This window comes from Cupriavidus sp. GA3-3, assembly GCF_000389805.1.
GTDB lineage: Bacteria > Pseudomonadota > Gammaproteobacteria > Burkholderiales > Burkholderiaceae > Cupriavidus > Cupriavidus necator_D.
This window is the reverse complement of sequence record NZ_KB944506.1, coordinates 60,102-76,722: the sequence shown is the minus strand read 5'-3', so window position 1 is coordinate 76,722 and position 16,621 is coordinate 60,102. Positions and strand designations below refer to the sequence as shown.

Annotated in this window: 13 protein-coding genes; 7 read left to right on the top strand and 6 right to left on the bottom strand. The window is 68.2% G+C overall.

The annotated features are described in order from the left end of the window. Nucleotides 1-133: 133 nt before the first annotated feature. On the top strand, nt 134-1,090 hold the full coding sequence (locus C265_RS30845; RefSeq protein ID WP_010814019.1) for a DUF1177 domain-containing protein: 957 nt from the start codon (nt 134-136) through the stop codon (nt 1,088-1,090). A 25-nt stretch (nt 1,091-1,115) separates the two neighbouring features. Here C265_RS30845 and C265_RS30840 read toward each other — a convergent pair whose 3' ends face one another. Then, entirely contained in the window at nt 1,116-2,096 is a 981-nt protein-coding gene (locus C265_RS30840) for a DedA family protein/thiosulfate sulfurtransferase GlpE (RefSeq protein WP_011616368.1), read from the bottom strand. Nucleotides 2,097-2,506: 410 nt separating this feature from the next. Between C265_RS30840 and kdgD the strand changes: the two genes are divergently transcribed. Continuing rightward, nucleotides 2,507-3,421 carry a 5-dehydro-4-deoxyglucarate dehydratase gene (kdgD, locus tag C265_RS30835; protein WP_010814021.1) on the top strand — a complete coding sequence of 305 codons (915 nt, stop codon included), beginning with the start codon at nt 2,507-2,509 and terminating at the stop codon, nt 3,419-3,421. 103 nt (nt 3,422-3,524) lie between these two features. After that, on the top strand, nt 3,525-5,051 hold the full coding sequence (locus C265_RS30830; RefSeq protein ID WP_010814022.1) for an aldehyde dehydrogenase (NADP(+)): 1,527 nt from the start codon (nt 3,525-3,527) through the stop codon (nt 5,049-5,051). 166 nt (nt 5,052-5,217) lie between these two features. Here C265_RS30830 and C265_RS30825 read toward each other — a convergent pair whose 3' ends face one another. The 3 genes from C265_RS30825 to gudD form a co-directional block, all read right to left on the bottom strand. Continuing rightward, the gene (locus tag C265_RS30825; RefSeq protein WP_010814023.1) at nt 5,218-6,216 is read right to left on the bottom strand and encodes a tripartite tricarboxylate transporter substrate binding protein; all 999 of its coding nucleotides are present in this window, start codon (nt 6,214-6,216) and stop codon (nt 5,218-5,220) included. Nucleotides 6,217-6,317: 101 nt separating this feature from the next. After that, nucleotides 6,318-7,340 (bottom strand): tripartite tricarboxylate transporter substrate binding protein, encoded by a 1,023-nt coding sequence (locus C265_RS30820; protein ID WP_010814024.1) that lies wholly within the window; start codon nt 7,338-7,340, stop codon nt 6,318-6,320. Nucleotides 7,341-7,422: 82 nt separating this feature from the next. Next, nucleotides 7,423-8,778, bottom strand: coding sequence for a glucarate dehydratase (gene gudD / locus C265_RS30815; protein ID WP_037025823.1), 1,356 nt, complete (start codon nt 8,776-8,778; stop codon nt 7,423-7,425). Nucleotides 8,779-8,932: 154 nt separating this feature from the next. Here gudD and C265_RS30810 point away from each other — a divergent pair, with 154 nt between their 5' ends. After that, on the top strand, nt 8,933-9,697 hold the full coding sequence (locus C265_RS30810) for a FadR/GntR family transcriptional regulator (RefSeq protein WP_010814026.1): 765 nt from the start codon (nt 8,933-8,935) through the stop codon (nt 9,695-9,697). Nucleotides 9,698-9,763: 66 nt separating this feature from the next. Here C265_RS30810 and C265_RS30805 read toward each other — a convergent pair whose 3' ends face one another. Beyond that, a complete protein-coding gene (locus tag C265_RS30805) occupies nt 9,764-10,393 on the bottom strand; it encodes a response regulator transcription factor (RefSeq protein WP_010814027.1) in 630 nt (209 codons plus the stop codon). A gap of 293 nt (nt 10,394-10,686) precedes the next feature. Here C265_RS30805 and fusA point away from each other — a divergent pair, with 293 nt between their 5' ends. Further along, complete coding sequence (gene fusA, locus C265_RS30800) at nt 10,687-12,792, top strand: elongation factor G (protein ID WP_010814028.1); 2,106 nt, start codon at nt 10,687-10,689, stop codon at nt 12,790-12,792. Nucleotides 12,793-12,884: 92 nt separating this feature from the next. Here fusA and C265_RS30795 read toward each other — a convergent pair whose 3' ends face one another. Then, nucleotides 12,885-13,907 (bottom strand): DUF1338 domain-containing protein, encoded by a 1,023-nt coding sequence (locus C265_RS30795; protein ID WP_010814029.1) that lies wholly within the window; start codon nt 13,905-13,907, stop codon nt 12,885-12,887. Nucleotides 13,908-14,095: 188 nt separating this feature from the next. Here C265_RS30795 and C265_RS30790 point away from each other — a divergent pair, with 188 nt between their 5' ends. Further along, entirely contained in the window at nt 14,096-15,013 is a 918-nt protein-coding gene (locus C265_RS30790; protein WP_010814030.1) for a LysR substrate-binding domain-containing protein, read from the top strand. 423 nt (nt 15,014-15,436) lie between these two features. Next, complete coding sequence (locus C265_RS30785) at nt 15,437-16,540, top strand: porin (protein WP_010814031.1); 1,104 nt, start codon at nt 15,437-15,439, stop codon at nt 16,538-16,540. The last annotated feature ends 81 nt before the right edge of the window (nt 16,541-16,621 follow it).

Sequence of the window (16,621 nt, the reverse complement as noted above, 5' to 3'; positions counted from 1 at the left end):
GGCGGCAGCGGCAAGCCGCTGGACGGGCGCGACAACCAGACCACGGTCATGGCCGGCCTGCGTCACCAGTTCTGACTTTTCGTAGACGCCATGCCCGCGCCGAGCGGGCATGGCACATCCTTTGGAGAAAGCCATGGCCCTGCAGCAGACGCTGGTCATTCATGAAGCCCTGGACAGCCCGCACGCCAACGGTGCGGTCGTCAGCGAACTGTTCGCGCCCTATGCCGGCGCCGGCGTGAGCGTGGAAGTGACCACGATCCACAACGCCCCGCCCGAGAACACGGCCAACACCACCGACTTCATCACCATCGTGATCCCCGGCACCACGGGCAAGCGGGGCGGCGGCAGTGCGCCGACGCTGGGCGTGATCGGCCGCAATGGCGCGATTGGCGCGCGCCCGGAACTGGTGGGGCTGGTGTCTGACGCCGACGGCCCGATCGGCTGCCTGGCGGTGGCGCTCAAGCTGGCGCAGATGAAGGCGCGCGGCGACCAACTGGCGGGCGACGTGATCGTGACCACGCACCTGTCGACCAATGTCTCGATGCAGCCGCACGACCCGGTGCCGTTCATGGGCATGCCGGTCTCGTCCGACACCATGAACGACTACCAGGTGCTGCCGGAGATGGACGCGATCCTGTCGATCGATGCCTCCAAGGGCAACAGCATCATCAAGCACCGCGGCTTTGCGATTTCGCCGACGGCGATGCAGGGCTACATCCTGCGCGTGGCGCCGGACCTGGTGGCGACCATGGAGTCCACCACCGGCTGCCCGGCGGTGACCTTCCCGATCTCGCAGCAGGACATCACGCCGTACCACAACGGCCTGTACCACTTCAACAGCATCATGCAGCCGCACGTGGCCACCCAGGCGCCGGTGGTCGGCGTGGCGGTGACGGCGCGGTCGGTGGTGTCGGGCAGCGCGACCTCGGCCAACCATGAGATCGACATCGCTGAAGCCGTGCGCTTCTGCGTGGAGGTGTCCAAGCGCTTCGGCGCCGGCAAGTGTCAGTTCTTCAATGCCGCCGAATGGGAGAAGATCCGCGCGGTCTACCCGGACCTGTCGGTATTCCAGACCGCGGGCAAGCGCTGAGCGCAGCGCCGGCGGCCTGGCAGGTTCAGGCGGCTTCGGCCGGCCCTGGCTGGTTGGCCGCCTCGGTCGGGGCGGTGCCGCCGTGGCGCCGCTTCCATTCGTCGAAGCCGCCGGCCAGCGCCCAGGTCTTCGGGTAGCCGGCCACGCGCAGGCGCTCGGCCAGCAGCGCGGCGGACAGTTCATTGGGGCAGGCGCAATAGACCACGATGTCGGCCCCGGCGTGCGGCACGCCTAACGCGTCCAGGCTGTCCAGCGCGCCCTGCATGTCGAGCACCACCGAGCCGGGGATGCGCTCCATCGGCGTGTCCCCGTGGGCGCGCACGTCGATCACCACCGGCAGGCTGCCGGCGAGCCGGCGCGCTTCCAGCTCATCCACCGTCATGCGCGGCACGCGCCGCGTGCGGCGCAGCAGCCGGAAGCGGCGCCACCAGCGCCACGCCAGGAACAGCGCGAACGCCACCAACAGCCCCACCACGGCCATATGCCCGTAGGCGCTGAACGCCTCCAGGATGGCATCGATAAAATCACTGAACACCACGCCGATCAGCAAGGCGCTGCCAGCCCAGACCAGCGCGCCGATGGCGTCATAGAACAGGAACACCGGCAACGGCGTGCCGGTCATGCCCGCCATCGCGGTGGACAAGGCCCCGGCACCGGGCAGCAGCTTGGCGATCACCAGCGAGCGCGGCCCCACGCGCAGGTAGAGCGACTGGGTCTGGCGGATGCACGAGTCCTGCGAAATCGATACCCGGCAGATCGTGCGCAGCATCGGCTGCCCCAGCCGGCGCCCGGCGAAGTACCAGCCGGTATCGGCAATCAGGCAGGCAAAGATCACCGCAGCCAGCACCGCGCCGATCGACGGCCCGGTCTCCTGCATGCCCAGCGCGCCGGCGACGAACAGCATCGGGTAGGCCGGCACCGGCAGCCCGGCCTGCTCGACCAGCACGTTCAGGAACACCAGCATCAGCCCGTGGTTTTCCAGCAAGGCCTGTAACTCTCCCACCATGTTCTCCCCGTCAGTCCAGGATGCCAGTGTGCCAGTCGCCGGGGGCCCGTGCACCGGCAGCTTTGCATGGGTGTTTCAAATTTCCTGAGTGGCAGGCGCGCTGGCAGAAACCACTCCGACTTACGTTGTCCTACAACATTACACGGCTGCCCCACCGGAGCTCACCCACGGTAGGACGGCCGCCATCCATGCTTGAAGTGCCCCAGACGGCATGTTTCTGTCCCTTTTTGCTCGCCGGCAGGGCTTTCCAGCGAAAACGCCGGCCGCATCCGGTTAACCCCGAATGATCACAAGCCCTATTGCCTTCGCCAGAGCCTTGTCATACGATGACTGATAACTCGGATGATCTGCACCGCCGCAGTCAGCCGCCACTGCCACCCGGGGCCACTGGCCCGCTCAGGATTGCCGCAATGCTCGCACCCAACGAACTCAAGCAAATCATCTCCGAAGGCCTGCTGTCCTTCCCCATCACCGACTTCGACGCCCAGGGCGACTTCGCGCCGCAGTCCTACGCCGCGCGGCTGGAGTGGCTGGCCCCCTACGGCGCCACCGCTCTGTTCGCTGCGGGCGGCACCGGCGAGTTCTTCTCGCTGACACCGCAGGACTACTCGGCCGTGGTCGACACCGCCGTGCGCACCTGCGCCGGCAAGGTGCCGATCCTGGCCGGCGCCGGCGGCCCGACCCGCACCGCCATCGCCTACGCGCAGGAAGCCCAGCGCCTGGGCGCGGCCGGCGTGCTGTTGCTGCCGCACTACCTGACCGAAGCCAGCCAGGACGGCATCGCCGCCCACGTGGAGCAGGTCTGCAAGTCGGTGGATATCGGCGTGATCGTCTACAACCGCGCCAACTCGAAGCTGGATGCGACGCAACTCGCGCGCCTGGCCGAGCGCTGCCCCAACCTGGTCGGCTTCAAGGACGGCGTGGGCGACATCGAGGCCATGGTCAGCATCCGCCGCAAGCTGGGCGACCGCTTCTCCTACCTCGGCGGCCTGCCCACGGCCGAGGTCTATGCCGCGGCCTACAAGGCGCTGGGCGTGCCGGTGTATTCGTCGGCAGTGTTCAACTTCATCCCCGAGACCGCGATGGACTTCTACCGCGCCATCGCCGCGGATGACCACGACACCGTGGGCCGCCTGCTCGACAACTTCTTCCTGCCCTACCTGGCCATCCGCAACCGCAAGGCCGGCTATGCCGTGAGCATCGTCAAGGCCGGCGCCCGACTGGTCGGCCACGACGGCGGCCCGGTGCGCGCGCCGCTGACCGACCTGACCGGCGAGGAAATGGAGATGCTGGGCGCGCTGATCAACAAGCTCGGCCCGCAGTAAGCGGCAAGCAAGCCGCCCTCGCATTGCATATCGACAGGCCGGCCGCGGGGCACTTGCCCTCCGGCCGGCGTTCCCGTTCCAAACGCTGACAAGGAATCCTTCCATGCACATCACCGGCGACATGCTGATCGGCGCGCAAGCCGTGCGCGGCACCGAAGCCCTGCTGCAGGCCATCAATCCCGCCACCGGCGAAGCCCTGGGCCCTGACTTCCATGGCGGCGGCCAGGCCGAGGTCGAGCGCGCCTGTGCGCTGGCCGAAGCCGCTTTCGACACCTACCGCAACACCACGCCAGAGCAGCGCGCGGCCTTGCTCGAAGCCATCGCCACCGGCATCGAGGCGCTCGGCGACACGCTGATCGAACGCGCCCACCTGGAAAGCGCGCTGCCGGTCGCGCGCCTGCAGGGCGAGCGCGGCCGCACCGCCGGCCAGCTGCGCCTGTTCGCCACCGTGCTGCGCGAAGGCCGCTGGCAGCAGGCCACCTTCGACCCCGCACTGCCCGAGCGCAACCCGCCGCGCCCGGACCTGCGCATGCAGCGCATCGCCATCGGTCCGGTAGCAGTGTTCGGCGCCAGCAACTTCCCGCTGGCGTTCTCCGTGGCCGGCGGCGACACTGCCTCGGCGCTGGCCGCGGGCTGCCCGGTCGTGGTCAAGGCGCACCCGGCGCACCTGGGCACGTCGGAACTGGTGGGGCGCGTGATCCAGCAGGCCGTGCAGGACGCGGGCCTGCCCGAAGGCGTGTTCTCGCTGCTGGTCGGGGCGGGCAATGCCATCGGCACGGCACTGGTCACGCATCCGGCAATCCAGGCGGTGGGCTTCACCGGCTCGCGCGCCGGCGGCCTGGCGCTGATGCAGGCCGCCCAGCGCCGCCCGCAGCCGATCCCGGTGTATGCGGAGATGAGCAGCATCAATCCGGTGTTCCTGCTGCCCGCGGCGCTCGATGCGCGCGGCGAGGACATCGGCCGCCAGCTGGTGGATTCGCTGGTGATGGGCGTCGGCCAGTTCTGTACCAACCCCGGGCTGGTGATCGGCATTGAAGGCCCCGCGCTCGACAAGTTCCGCGCCGCGGTGCTCGGCGCGCTGCAAGGCAAGCCGGCGGCGACCATGCTGACGCCCGGCATCCATGCCGCCTTTGAGCAAGGCGTGGCGCGGCTGTCGTCGCTCGACGGCCTGCAACGCATTGGCGATGGCGTCGACGGCAACGGGGCCAACCAGGCGCGGCCAGTAATGTTTGAGACCACCGCGGCGCAGTTCATGGCGGATCACCGGATGCAGGCCGAGGTGTTCGGGCCGTCGACGGTGCTGGTGGTATGCCGCGATCTCGAAGAGATGCTGGCGGTGGCGCGACAGCTTGAAGGCCAGCTGACGGCGACGATGCAGCTCGACGATGCCGACCACGCGGCCGCGCGGCGCCTGCTGCCGGTGCTGGAACGCAAGGCCGGGCGGGTGCTGTGCAATGGCTATCCGACTGGGGTCGAGGTTGCCTATGCGATGGTGCATGGCGGGCCGTTCCCGGCGACTTCGGATGCGCGTTCGACTTCGGTGGGAGCGACGGCGATTGACCGGTTCTTGCGGCCGGTTTGTTATCAGAACCTGCCGCAGGCGTTGTTGCCGGAAGCGGTGAAGGGTTGATCGCGCAGGCCCCGCAGTGCGCGGGGCTTTTTTCTTATTGGGGGGTCTTCGCTAGATTTGGGAAGCCCTGCTTTGGCTTGTTGCCATGCGGTCGGTTATCGCCCTTGGCAACAACAATAACACCCCGCAAATCTGCGAAGAACCAGCTACGGCCCGCGAGCCCAGATCAAGCCTCCAGCTTGATCCCCGCCTGCTTCACCACCCCCGCCCATCGCGCCTGCTCGGCAACAAAGAACTTCCCGGTCTCCCCGGGCGTCATCGTCACCACCTCCGCCCCTTGGGCCACCAGCTGCGCGCGCAGATCCGGCGCGCGGATGATGCGGATCAGCTCGCCGCTGAGGCGCGCCACCATCGCATCGGGCATGCTGGCCGGAGCCATCACGCCCTGCCACGTCCCGGATTCAAAATTCGGCACGCCCTGCTCGGCGATGGTCGGCACGTTCTGCAGCAGCGGCATGCGCGTGCGCTTGGACTGGGCGATCAGCTTGAGCTTGCCCGACTGCACGTGCGGCAGCGTGGCCAGCATACCGTTCATCAGCACCTGGGCGCTGCCGCCCACGGTATCGGCAATGGCCTGCGAGCCGCCCTTGTAGGGTACGTATTGCCACTTGGCGCCGGTGGTCTGCTCCACCGCCACGCCGGCCAGGTGCGGCGCGCTGCCGATGGCGGTCACGGCGAAGTTGAGCTGGCTGCGCTGCGACAGCGCCACCAGTTCCTTCACGCTGGCCGCCTGCACCGACGGATGCACCACCAGCAGGTGCGGCGAGTAGGCCAGCATCGACACCGGCTTGAGGTCCTTGGCGATATTGAAGGTCAGCTTGGTATAAACCGACGGGCTGATCGCCAGCGCGCCGATATCGCACAGCATCAGCGTGTGGTTGTCTGTGGCCTGCGCGACCAGTGCCGCGCCGACGTTGCCGTTGGCACCGGGGCGGTTGTCCACCACCACTGACTGGCCCAGCGCCTCGCCCAGCTGCTTGCTGATCAGGCGCGCGATGATGTCTGACGAGCCGCCGGCGGTGTACGGCACCACCAGGCGGATCGGGCGGGTGGGCCAGTCCGGTCCGGCGTGCGCCGCCGAGGACAGGCCCGCGAGCGGACCGGCTGCCAGGCCGGCGGCCAGTGCGGAGGATTGCTTGAGGAAGGTGCGGCGTCCCTGGGTCATGCTGTTGTCTCCTGTCGATGACGCGAGCGCCGGCGCGGCACGCTATGCGTGCATGCCCGGCGCGTTCTGTGCTGCAGTGTCTGGGGTTCAGTGCGATGGCTTCAGTCCAGCGCGATCTTGCCCTTCTCGATCACGGTCTTCCAGCGCAGCAGTTCCTGCGCCTCGAACTGGTTGAACTGCTCGGGCGTGTTGGCCACCACCTCGAAGCCGCTCTCGGACAGCTTCTGGCGCATCTTCGGGTCGTTCAGCGACGACACCAGCGCGCCATGCAGGCGGCTCTTCACCTCGGGCGGCAGGCCGCGCGGCGCGGCCACGCCCTGCCACGAGTACACCTCGACGTCCTTAACGCCGGCCTCGGCCATGGTCGGCACATTGGGCAGCACCGGCGAGCGCTTGTCGGAGGTCACCGCCATGGCCTTGAGCTTGCCGGTGCGGATGTGCTGCAGCACGGCGTTGACGTTCTGGAACGACACGTCGACCTGGCCGGCAAGCAGGTCGGAGATGGCCGGGCCGCCGCCCTTGTAGGGCACGTGCAGGCCGTCGGTGGCGCTCTTCTGCCAGAACAGCGCAGCAGTCAGGTGGTCGGACGAGCCCGCGCCGGACGAGGCAAAGCTGACCTTGCCCGGATTCTTCTTCATGTAGGCCACCAGTTCCTGCAGCGTATTGGCCGGGAACTGCGGATTGGCCACCAGCACGTTGGGCGCGCGCACCGCCACGGTCAGCAGGTCGAAGTCCTTGGCCGGGTCATAGGCCAGGTTCTTCTGCAGGAACGGGTTCACAGCATACACGCCGATCGACGCCACCATCATGGTGTAGCCGTCCGCCGGCGCGCGCTTGACAAAGGTGGCGCCGATGGCGCCGGTCGCGCCGGGGCGGTTGTCGATGACGAAGGGCTGGCCCAGCTTTTCATTGAGCGGCACGGTCAGCATGCGCGCGATGGCGTCGCTGGAGCCGCCCGGCGGGAACGGCACCACCACCGATACCGGGCGTTGCGGCCACTCCTGTGGCGCGGCGTATGCGGCGGCGCTCACGGTCAGGGCCGCCACCGTGACGACAGAGCCGAGCGCAAAGGCGCGCAGCCAGTGAGGCAGGCGCAGGGCGCGCTGGCGTTGGAACGTGTACATCGTTGTCTCCTGCAGTGTCTTTATCAGATCAGCCAGCCGTGCCGATCACGGCAGCGGCCGGTTGGGCGTTGCCGGTACTGCGTCAGCGCACCATGCAGGGCGCCTTGTTGTTGAACTTCCAGCCGGGGATCAGGAATTGCATCGCCGCGGCATCGTCGCGTGCGCCCAGGCCCTTGCGCTGGTACAGCTCGTGCGCGCGCGCCAGGGCATCCATGTCGAGCTCCACGCCCAGGCCCGGGGTCTTGGGCACCTGCACCAGGCCGCCTTCGATCCGCAGCGGGTTGCGGGTCAGGTTTTCGCCGTCCTGCCAGATCCAGTGCGTGTCGATGGCAGTGACGCGCCCCGGCGCGGCGGCGGCCACGTGGGTGAACATCGCCAGCGAAATATCGAAGTGGCTGTTCGAGTGCGAGCCCCAGGTCAGGCCCCATTCGGCGCACATCTGCGCCACGCGCACCGAGCCCTGCATGGTCCAGAAGTGCGGGTCGGCCAGCGGGATGTCGACCGACTGCAGCCGCACGGCGTGCCCCATCTGGCGCCAGTCGGTGGCGATCATGTTGGTGGCGGTGGGCAGGCCGGTGGCAGTGCGGAATTCGGCCATGATCTCGCGCCCGGAATAGCCGTCTTCGGCGCCGCACGGGTCTTCGGCATAGGCCAGCACGCCGCGCTTGTCGCGGCACAGGCGCACGGCCTCTGCCAGCGACCAGGCGCCGTTGGGATCCAGCGTTATGCGCGCCTTCGGGAAGCGTTCGGCCAGCGCCAGGATCGCTTCCATCTCTTCGTCGCCGCTCAGCACGCCGCCCTTGAGCTTGAAGTCGTTGAATCCATAGCGCTCGTAAGCGGCTTCGGCCAGGCGCACCACGGCCTCGGGCGTCATCGCCCCTTCATTGCGCAGGCGGAACCACGCGTTGTCGGCATCGGGCTCGGTGCGGTAGTCCAGCGTGGTGCGCTGGCGATCGCCGATATAGAACAGGTAGCCGAGCATCTCCACGGCGTCGCGCTGCTGGCCTTCGCCGAGCAGTGCGGCCACCGGCACCTCGAGGTGCTGGCCGAGCAGGTCGAGCAGCGCCGCCTCGAGCGCCGTCACCGCATGGATGGTGATGCGCAGGTCAAAGGTCTGCAGGCCGCGGCCGCCGGCATCGCGGCTGGCGAATGCCGCGCGCACGCGGTTCAGGATGGACTGGTACTGGCCGATGGGCTGGCCCACCAGCAGCGGCCGCGCGTCTTCCAGCGTCTGGCGGATGCCCTCGCCGCCCGGGACCTCGCCCACGCCGGTGTGGCCGGCGCTGTCGCGCACGATCACGATATTGCGAGTGAAGTACGGGCCATGGGCGCCGGACAGGTTCATCAGCATGCTGTCATGCCCGGCCACGGGCACCACGGTCAGTTCGGTCACGACCGGGGTGTGGGCGGACGCCATGGGGGCGGCGGTTGGGGTCATCTCAGGGTTGTCTCCGGCATTTCCGATGGCGGGCGCAGTATCGTTCACCGGACCATCACTTCGCGTATGTTATCTGTCATCGTATGACTGATAACCCAGTATAATGAGGCCATCTCGAACCGGTCAAGTCCGGGAAACCCCGCCCGTATCCACCATGCCGAACTCCACCTCCGCCCAGTCCGTTCCGCCCGTTCCTGCGCCGCTGCGCCGCCGCGGCCGCACGCTTGCCGAAGAAGTGGTGCAAGCCCTTGGCGAAGAAATCCGCCAGGGCCAGCTCAAGCCCGGCAACAAGCTGCCGACCGAGTCGGAGATCATGGCGTCGATGGGGGTCAGCCGCACCGTGGTGCGCGAGGCACTGTCGCGGCTGCAGGCCAGCGGCCTGGTCGAGACGCGCCACGGCATCGGCACCTTCGTGCTGGCGCGCGCGGCCGAGGCGCCCTCGCCCTTCCGCATCGGGCCGGACGCGCTGGGCACGGCCATGGATGTGATGGCGATGCTGGAATTCCGCGTCAGCCTTGAGGCCGAGGCCGCGGGCCTGGCCGCGTCGCGCCGCACCGACGCGCAGCTGGCCGCGATGCGCCAGGCGCTGGACGAGCTCAAGCGCAGTGCCGGCGCCGGCAACGACGCCGTGGAGAGCGATTTTGCCTTCCACCTGGCGATTGCACGCGCCACCGGCAACCGCTATTTCACCGACATCATGGGCCACCTGGGCACCATGGTGATCCCGCGCAGCCGCCTGCAGGTCAGCACGCCCGAGCGCGAGCAGTACCTGGACCGCGTCAGCATCGAGCACGAGAACATCTACGACGCGATCGAGCGCCGCGACCCGGACGGGGCCAAGGCCGCCATGCGCATGCACCTGACCAACAGCCGCGAACGGCTGCGCAAGGCCTCGGCGCCGGCCGGCGCCCAAGGCTGAGCGACGCGCGCGCACTGGGTGGGTGCGGCCGCCAAGTCATACGATGTCTAATGATATGGACCGAGATCAGGGGGTCAGCCGGCAACGCCGCGCAAAGTCCACCAGCTCCACCAGGGACGAGACCTGCAGCTTGCCCATGATGCGTGCCTTGTAGCTGCTCACGGTCTTGTTGCTGATAAAGAGGCTGGCGCTGATGGCCTTGTAGGACATGCCGCGCGCCAGCATCTGCAGCACCACCAGTTCCTTGTCGGAAAGGCGCCGCAGGATCTCCTCATCCGCCGACATGGCCTGGCGCGGCGCGCCGCCGCGGCTGAGCACCGGGAACACGGTATAGCCCGCCAGCACCGCCTCGACCGCACGCAGGATTTCCTTGATGTCCTGGGTCTTGCTGACGAAGCCCTGCGCACCGGCCTGCCATGACCGGCTGATGAACACCGCCGGGTCCAGCGCCGTCACCACCAGAATGCGCACCTGCGGATGGATCGCGCGCAGGCGCGGCGCCACATCCAGCCCGCTGGAGCGCGGGATGTCCAGGTCGAGCAGCACGAGGTCCGGCGTGCGCGCGCGCACCAGCTCGATGGCGCACTGTCCGTTGTCTGCTTCGATCACCTCGTCTACGCCAAGCAGCTGCAGCAGATGGTGCCTGAGCACCAGCCGCATCGCCGGATGGTCGTCAACGATCAGGATGGTTGTCATGCGTGGCTTCGTAGTCCGGGAACGCATCGGCGACGGCGCGCATTCTGCCCGGGCATGGGATGGCAGGGCGATTAACACGCGGGGCGCGATGCTGCGCCAGTATAGGGAGCCGCGGACGCTGGCAGGATGGGAGAAATCGGTTTCGCATGAGGCCGAATCCTAGGCCCGCCTCAGACACGCGCTCATGCCGGAGCACGGGGCCGTGGCGGTGTTGCCCCTGCGCACGGCAGGGACAACGGCAAACAGCCAGTGGTGCTACTCTATTCAAGCGTGTTTCATCCATGGAGAACACTGTGCCTCGCAAGACCCCCATCGAGCGCTACCGCAACATCGGCATCAGCGCGCATATCGACGCCGGCAAGACCACGACGACCGAACGGATCCTGTTCTACACGGGCGTCAACCACAAGCTGGGCGAAGTGCACGATGGCGCGGCCACCATGGACTGGATGGAGCAGGAGCAGGAGCGCGGCATCACCATCACGTCGGCCGCCACCACTGCCTTCTGGAAAGGCATGGCCGGCAACTACCCCGAACACCGCATCAACATCATCGATACGCCGGGACACGTCGACTTCACCATCGAAGTCGAGCGCTCCATGCGCGTGCTTGACGGCGCCTGCATGGTCTACGACGCCGTCGGCGGCGTGCAGCCACAGTCCGAGACGGTCTGGCGCCAGGCCAACAAGTACGCGGTGCCGCGCATTGCCTTCGTCAACAAGATGGACCGCGTCGGCGCCGACTTCTTCCGCGTGCAGACGCAGATCGCCGACCGCCTCAAGGGCCGCGCCGTGCCGATCCAGATCCCGCTGGGCGCCGAGGACCATTTCCAGGGCGTGGTCGACCTGGTCAAGATGAAGGCCATCGTCTGGGACGATGCCAGCCAGGGCGTGCGCTTTGCCTACCAGGACATCCCGGCGGACCTGCTGGCGACCGCACAGGAATGGCGCGACAAGATGGTCGAAGCCGCCGCCGAGGCCGACGAGACGCTGCTCAACCAGTACCTGTCGGGCGAGCCGCTGACCGAGGAGCAGATCAAGCGCGGCCTGCGCAAGCGCACCATCGCCAACGAGATCGTGCCGATGCTGTGCGGCAGCGCCTTCAAGAACAAGGGCGTGCAGAGCATGCTGGACGCGGTCATCGACTACCTGCCCTCGCCCGCCGACGTGCCGGCCATCCTGGGCCACACCGAAGACGACCGCGAAGCCGAACGCCATCCCAACGACGACGAGCCGTTTGCCGCGCTGGCGTTCAAGATCATGACCGACCCCTTTGTCGGCCAGCTGATCTTCTTCCGCGTCTATTCCGGCGTGGTCAAATCCGGCGACACCGTCTACAACCCGGTCAAGGCCAAGCGCGAGCGCCTGGGCCGCATCCTGCAGATGCACGCCAACGTGCGCCAGGAGATCAAGGAAGTGCGCGCCGGCGACATCGCCGCGGCCGTCGGCCTGAAAGAAGCGACCACCGGCGACACCCTGTGCGACCCCGACAAGGTCATCATCCTGGAGCGCATGAGCTTCCCGGAACCGGTGATCTCGCAGGCAGTGGAACCCAGGACCAAGGCCGACCAGGAAAAGATGGGCATTGCGCTGAACCGCCTTGCGCAGGAAGACCCGTCCTTCCGCGTGACCACGGACGAGGAATCCGGCCAGACCATCATCTCCGGCATGGGCGAGCTGCACCTGGAAATCCTGGTCGACCGCATGCGGCGCGAGTTCGGCGTGGAGGCATCGGTCGGCAAGCCCCAGGTGGCCTACCGCGAGACCATCCGCCAGCCGGTCAAGGACGTGGAAGGCAAGTTCATCAAGCAATCGGGCGGACGCGGCCAGTACGGCCACGTGGTGCTCAACCTCGAGCCGATGCCGCACGGCGGCGGCTATGAGTTCGTCGATGCCATCAAGGGCGGCGTGGTGCCGCGCGAGTTCATCCCCGCGGTGGACAAGGGCATCCGCGAGACCCTGCAGTCAGGCGTGCTGGCCGGCTACCCGATCGTCGACATCAAGGCCACGCTGGTGTTCGGCTCCTACCATGACGTCGACTCGAACGAGAACGCATTCCGCATGGCCGGCTCGATGGCGTTCAAGGAAGGCATGCGCCGGGCCAGGCCCGTCCTGCTGGAGCCGATGATGGCCGTCGAGGTGGAAACGCCTGAGGAATTCACCGGCAACGTGATGGGCGATCTGTCGTCACGACGCGGCATGGTGCACGGCATGGAAGACATCGCCGGTGGCGGCGGCAAGATCGTGCGCGCCGAGGTGCCGCTGGCAACCATGTTCGGCTACTCCACCACGCTGCGCTCGCTGACGCAGGGGCGCGCGACGTACACGATGGAGTTCAAGCACTATGCCGAGGCGCCGGCCAATGTGGCTGAGGCGGTGATATCGACGAAGCGGGGGTAATAATGGTTTGCTCCCCTCCCCCGCGTGCGGGAGAGGGGCCGAGGGAAAGGGCCGGCGCATCCACGCGCCCGCGCCCTTCTCCTTCATCGCAATCAGCAGGCCGCCGCCGTCATCTTGAAGATCCCCTGCGCATTCCCGGCATCAAACCCCAGGTCATAACGCTGCGGCGCTGCCGCTTCATCGGCAAAGCGATCGCGCGTGATGAACTCGTAGAACGATCCCGGCACGTCCCGCTCCACCGTCTCGCCGTGCGCGCCGACGAAGGCGCGGCGCACCGTATCCGCGCGGAACGCGGTCTGCTTGACGCGGCCGCTGCGCGAGACTTCGACCTTGTCCTTCATCGGCCGGCCCAGCTGCTTCTGCTGCTCGGCGAGCGCGAACACGTCGTCGACGCGGTCGGTGGCGTGGTTGAAGGCGTTGCCTTCGGTGGCGACCCAGGCCATCTCGGCCGATTCACTGAGCAGCGTTTCATAGTCGGCCAGGCTCGGGGTGGCGTGCTGGCGCTCGAAGCATGGCACCAGCAGGCCGACCAGCTCGGCGCCGTCGGCCAGGTCCAGCGCGCCGTCGCGCTCCAGTTGCCACAGCAGGGTCTGCGCGCGCGGCGTGAGCGGGTCGGCGGAGGTGCCGGTGACGCGGCTGACGGCGGCGCGGAAGGCGTCGCTGAAGCGTTCCGGATGGAATTCGCTGAGGAAGAACTGGGCGATGCCCTCGGGCGCGTCGGCATGCGCGTATGAGCGACCGGTCATGCCGATGCGGTCCAGCGGATAGGTGCCGTTGAGCACGTAGCCGAGCGGGCGCAGGATGCGGGTGAAGGCGGCCTCGCCTTCGGGCAGCGCGCCGTTGTCGCGCCACTTGACCGTGCGCAGCGCGCCGTGGTCGAAAGTGACCTTGCCGCCGGCGGCGGCAACGTCGTCGGTGTAGGCGCGGCCGCTCGGCACGCGCTCGAGGATGCCGCCGAACAGCACCATGTTCAGGGCCTGGGCGATTTCCGCGCGGCTGGCACGGCCCTGCGGGGCCTGCGGCAAATCCGCGGGCAAGGTGACCAGCGCGAGCAGTTGCGCGGCGCGGGCGGCGCCGACGTTGGCGGTGAGAAGCGTGGAGAGATTGGAGGTCATGGGCACAAACAGGTGAGCACTGGGATGGCAGCCGGGCTGGCGACGATACGCGGGGCAGGATAGGGGCACCCCCATGGCGCGCACAAGCGCGCATTGCGCACAACGTTGTGCGTGCGGCGCACGACCGCGGTAGCGGTGCGGCCTGGCGCCGCTGTTTATACTGTCAGCCTTCCTTCCCTCGCAGTCCCATGAGAAACGACATCCCCAACCTGGGCGCGCTGCAGGCCTTCGAGGCCTCGGCGCGGCTGGGCAGCTTTACCCGCGCCGCGGCAGAGCTGGCGCTGACGCACAGCGCGGTGGGGCGGCAGGTGGCGCAGCTGGAGCAGCGCCTGGGCGTGGCGCTGTTCACACGCGTGCGCCGGCGCCTGGAGCTGACCGATACCGGGCGCGAATACGCCGCGCGCATTCGCCGGCACCTGGACCACCTGCAGCGCGACACGCTGGAAATCACCACCGGCCGGGCCATGGGCTACACGCTGGAGCTGGCGGTGGTGCCCACCTTTGCCACTCAATGGCTGATCCCGCGCCTGCCGGACTTTGCGCGGCGCCATCCCAATGTGACGGTCAACCTGGCGGCGCGCTCGCAGCCGTTCTCGTTCCAGGAATGCGCCTATGACGCGGCGATTTATTTCGGCGACCAGTTCTGGCCCGGCACGCGCGGCGGCGTGATCTTCCGCGAAGGCGGCATGGTGCCGGTGTGCAGCCCCGCCTTCCTGGCCGGGCATCCCGTGACCGACGCCGCCAGCCTGGCGCGCTGCCGCCACCTGCACCTGAGCACGCGCGCCAACGCCTGGCGCGACTGGTACGCGGCACAGGGCTGGGCCTATGACCTGGCCGCCTCGCGCGGGCCGCGCTACGAACTGTTCACGATGATGACGGCCGCCGCTACGGCCGGGCTTGGCATCGGCCTGGCGCCGCGCCTGCTGATCGAGCGCGAGCTGCAGACCGGCCAGCTGGTAATCCCGCTGGCGGGCATGCTGGACGAACAGCAGGGCTACTACTTCGCCTATCCGGAGGGCCGGCCCGAATCCGAAGCGCTGGCGGCCTTCCGCAACTGGATCCTGGGCCTGTCGCGCGATGCGCCGGCCACCGCTGCCGGCAACTGATCGCGCCGCCTCGCTGCGGCCGATGACGCACTTTCCGGGGGCATTTGCGCAATGCAGGTAAACTAGCGCCTGTTCGCCGCACCCGGGACGACCCGGAACATGCCTCCCCAGTCATATCGGCCCAGGCCGCCATGACTGCCGAAGTGGGCGCCGGCGAACCCGCTCAATGGCCTTTGGGCCGCTCCCGTGGCGCCGGCAACCGGCGCTGCCCAAGGCTTGCCCGGCAACACTGCCGGCATTCGCCGCCAACCAGGCATCGCCGCCCACTTCGACCTTCGCCCGGGCCCTGCGCATCCGTTGCGCTGCGCCCGATGACGACCCGCGCGCCCCCGCGCGGGACTGGAACCCGCAGGCCATCGGCCTGACGGATCCGCGCCGGCGCGCTGCAAGCACCGGGGCGGGTCGGACTTCCGGAGGAAATCCATGAACCAGACAGCCAGCCACTGGCTGCTGGCGGCCGGGCTTTTGCCTTTCGTCGCCCTTGCCGCCCTCGCCGGCACCAACGCCCACGCCGAGCCAGGCGTGACCCTGTACGGCATCGCCAGCTCCGCCGTGCGCTACACCTCCAACCTGGATGGCCACCACAACGGCCAGGCCGCACTGGTCTCCGGCGGCATGGTCGGCAGCCGCTTCGGCCTGAAGGGCGATGAAGACCTGGGCGGCGGCAACCACGCCATCTTCCGGCTCGAGGCCGGCATCGGCAGCGACGACGGCCGCTCCAGCTACAACACGCTGTTCGGGCGCCAGGCCTATGCGGGACTTTCCGGCGACTGGGGCAGCCTGACCTTCGGGCGCCAGTACAACGCGCTGAACAATATTGGCTGGGCCTTCAATCCGCTGGACCAGGGCTGGGGCAATTTCTGGTCCGACCCGCTGTATATCGGCGGCGACATCTTCTTCCAGGACTACCGCATCAACAACAGCATGGTCTACAAGAAGACCGCAGGACCGTTCACGCTGCAGTTGGACTATGGCACCGGCGAGCAGCCCGGCAGCCTGGCGCGCGGCATCACGCTGGGGGGTGGGCTGATGTTCCAGCAGGGCGCACTGGCGCTGGGCGCGGCCTATGACCAGCGCAAGAGCGCCGACGGCGGCAACACCGTGCGCAACTACTCGGTGGGCGGCTCCTACGCTTTCGGCAAGGCCACGGCCTACCTCGGGCACATGGGCCGGCGCGAATCGGCGGGCGACGCTCGCTTCAATATTGCCTTTGCCGGCCTCGGCTACCAGCTCACGCCGGCGCTGCACGTCTCGGGCGCCTACTACCGCTACTGGCAGGGCGGCAACGTGACCACGCAGTTCCAGGACGTGCCGGCGCTGCTGGGCAGCGGCAACGCCGACAGCATCGCCGTGGTGGCCGACTATGCGTTGTCCAAGCGCACCAGCGTATACCTGGAAGCCGATGCCGTGCACGCGCGCGGCGGCGCGGTCGGACGCGAGACCGAATACTGGGCCGGCGCGCCCGCCGCGGGCGTGGACAGGACCACGCGCGTGGGCGTCATGCTTGGCATGCGGCATCACTTCTGAGGATCGCGGCGGCACCACCGGGTGCCGCTGCAGGAAGGCACGCGGCGCCATGCTGACGCGCCTTTTTTTCCATGCCGCGCG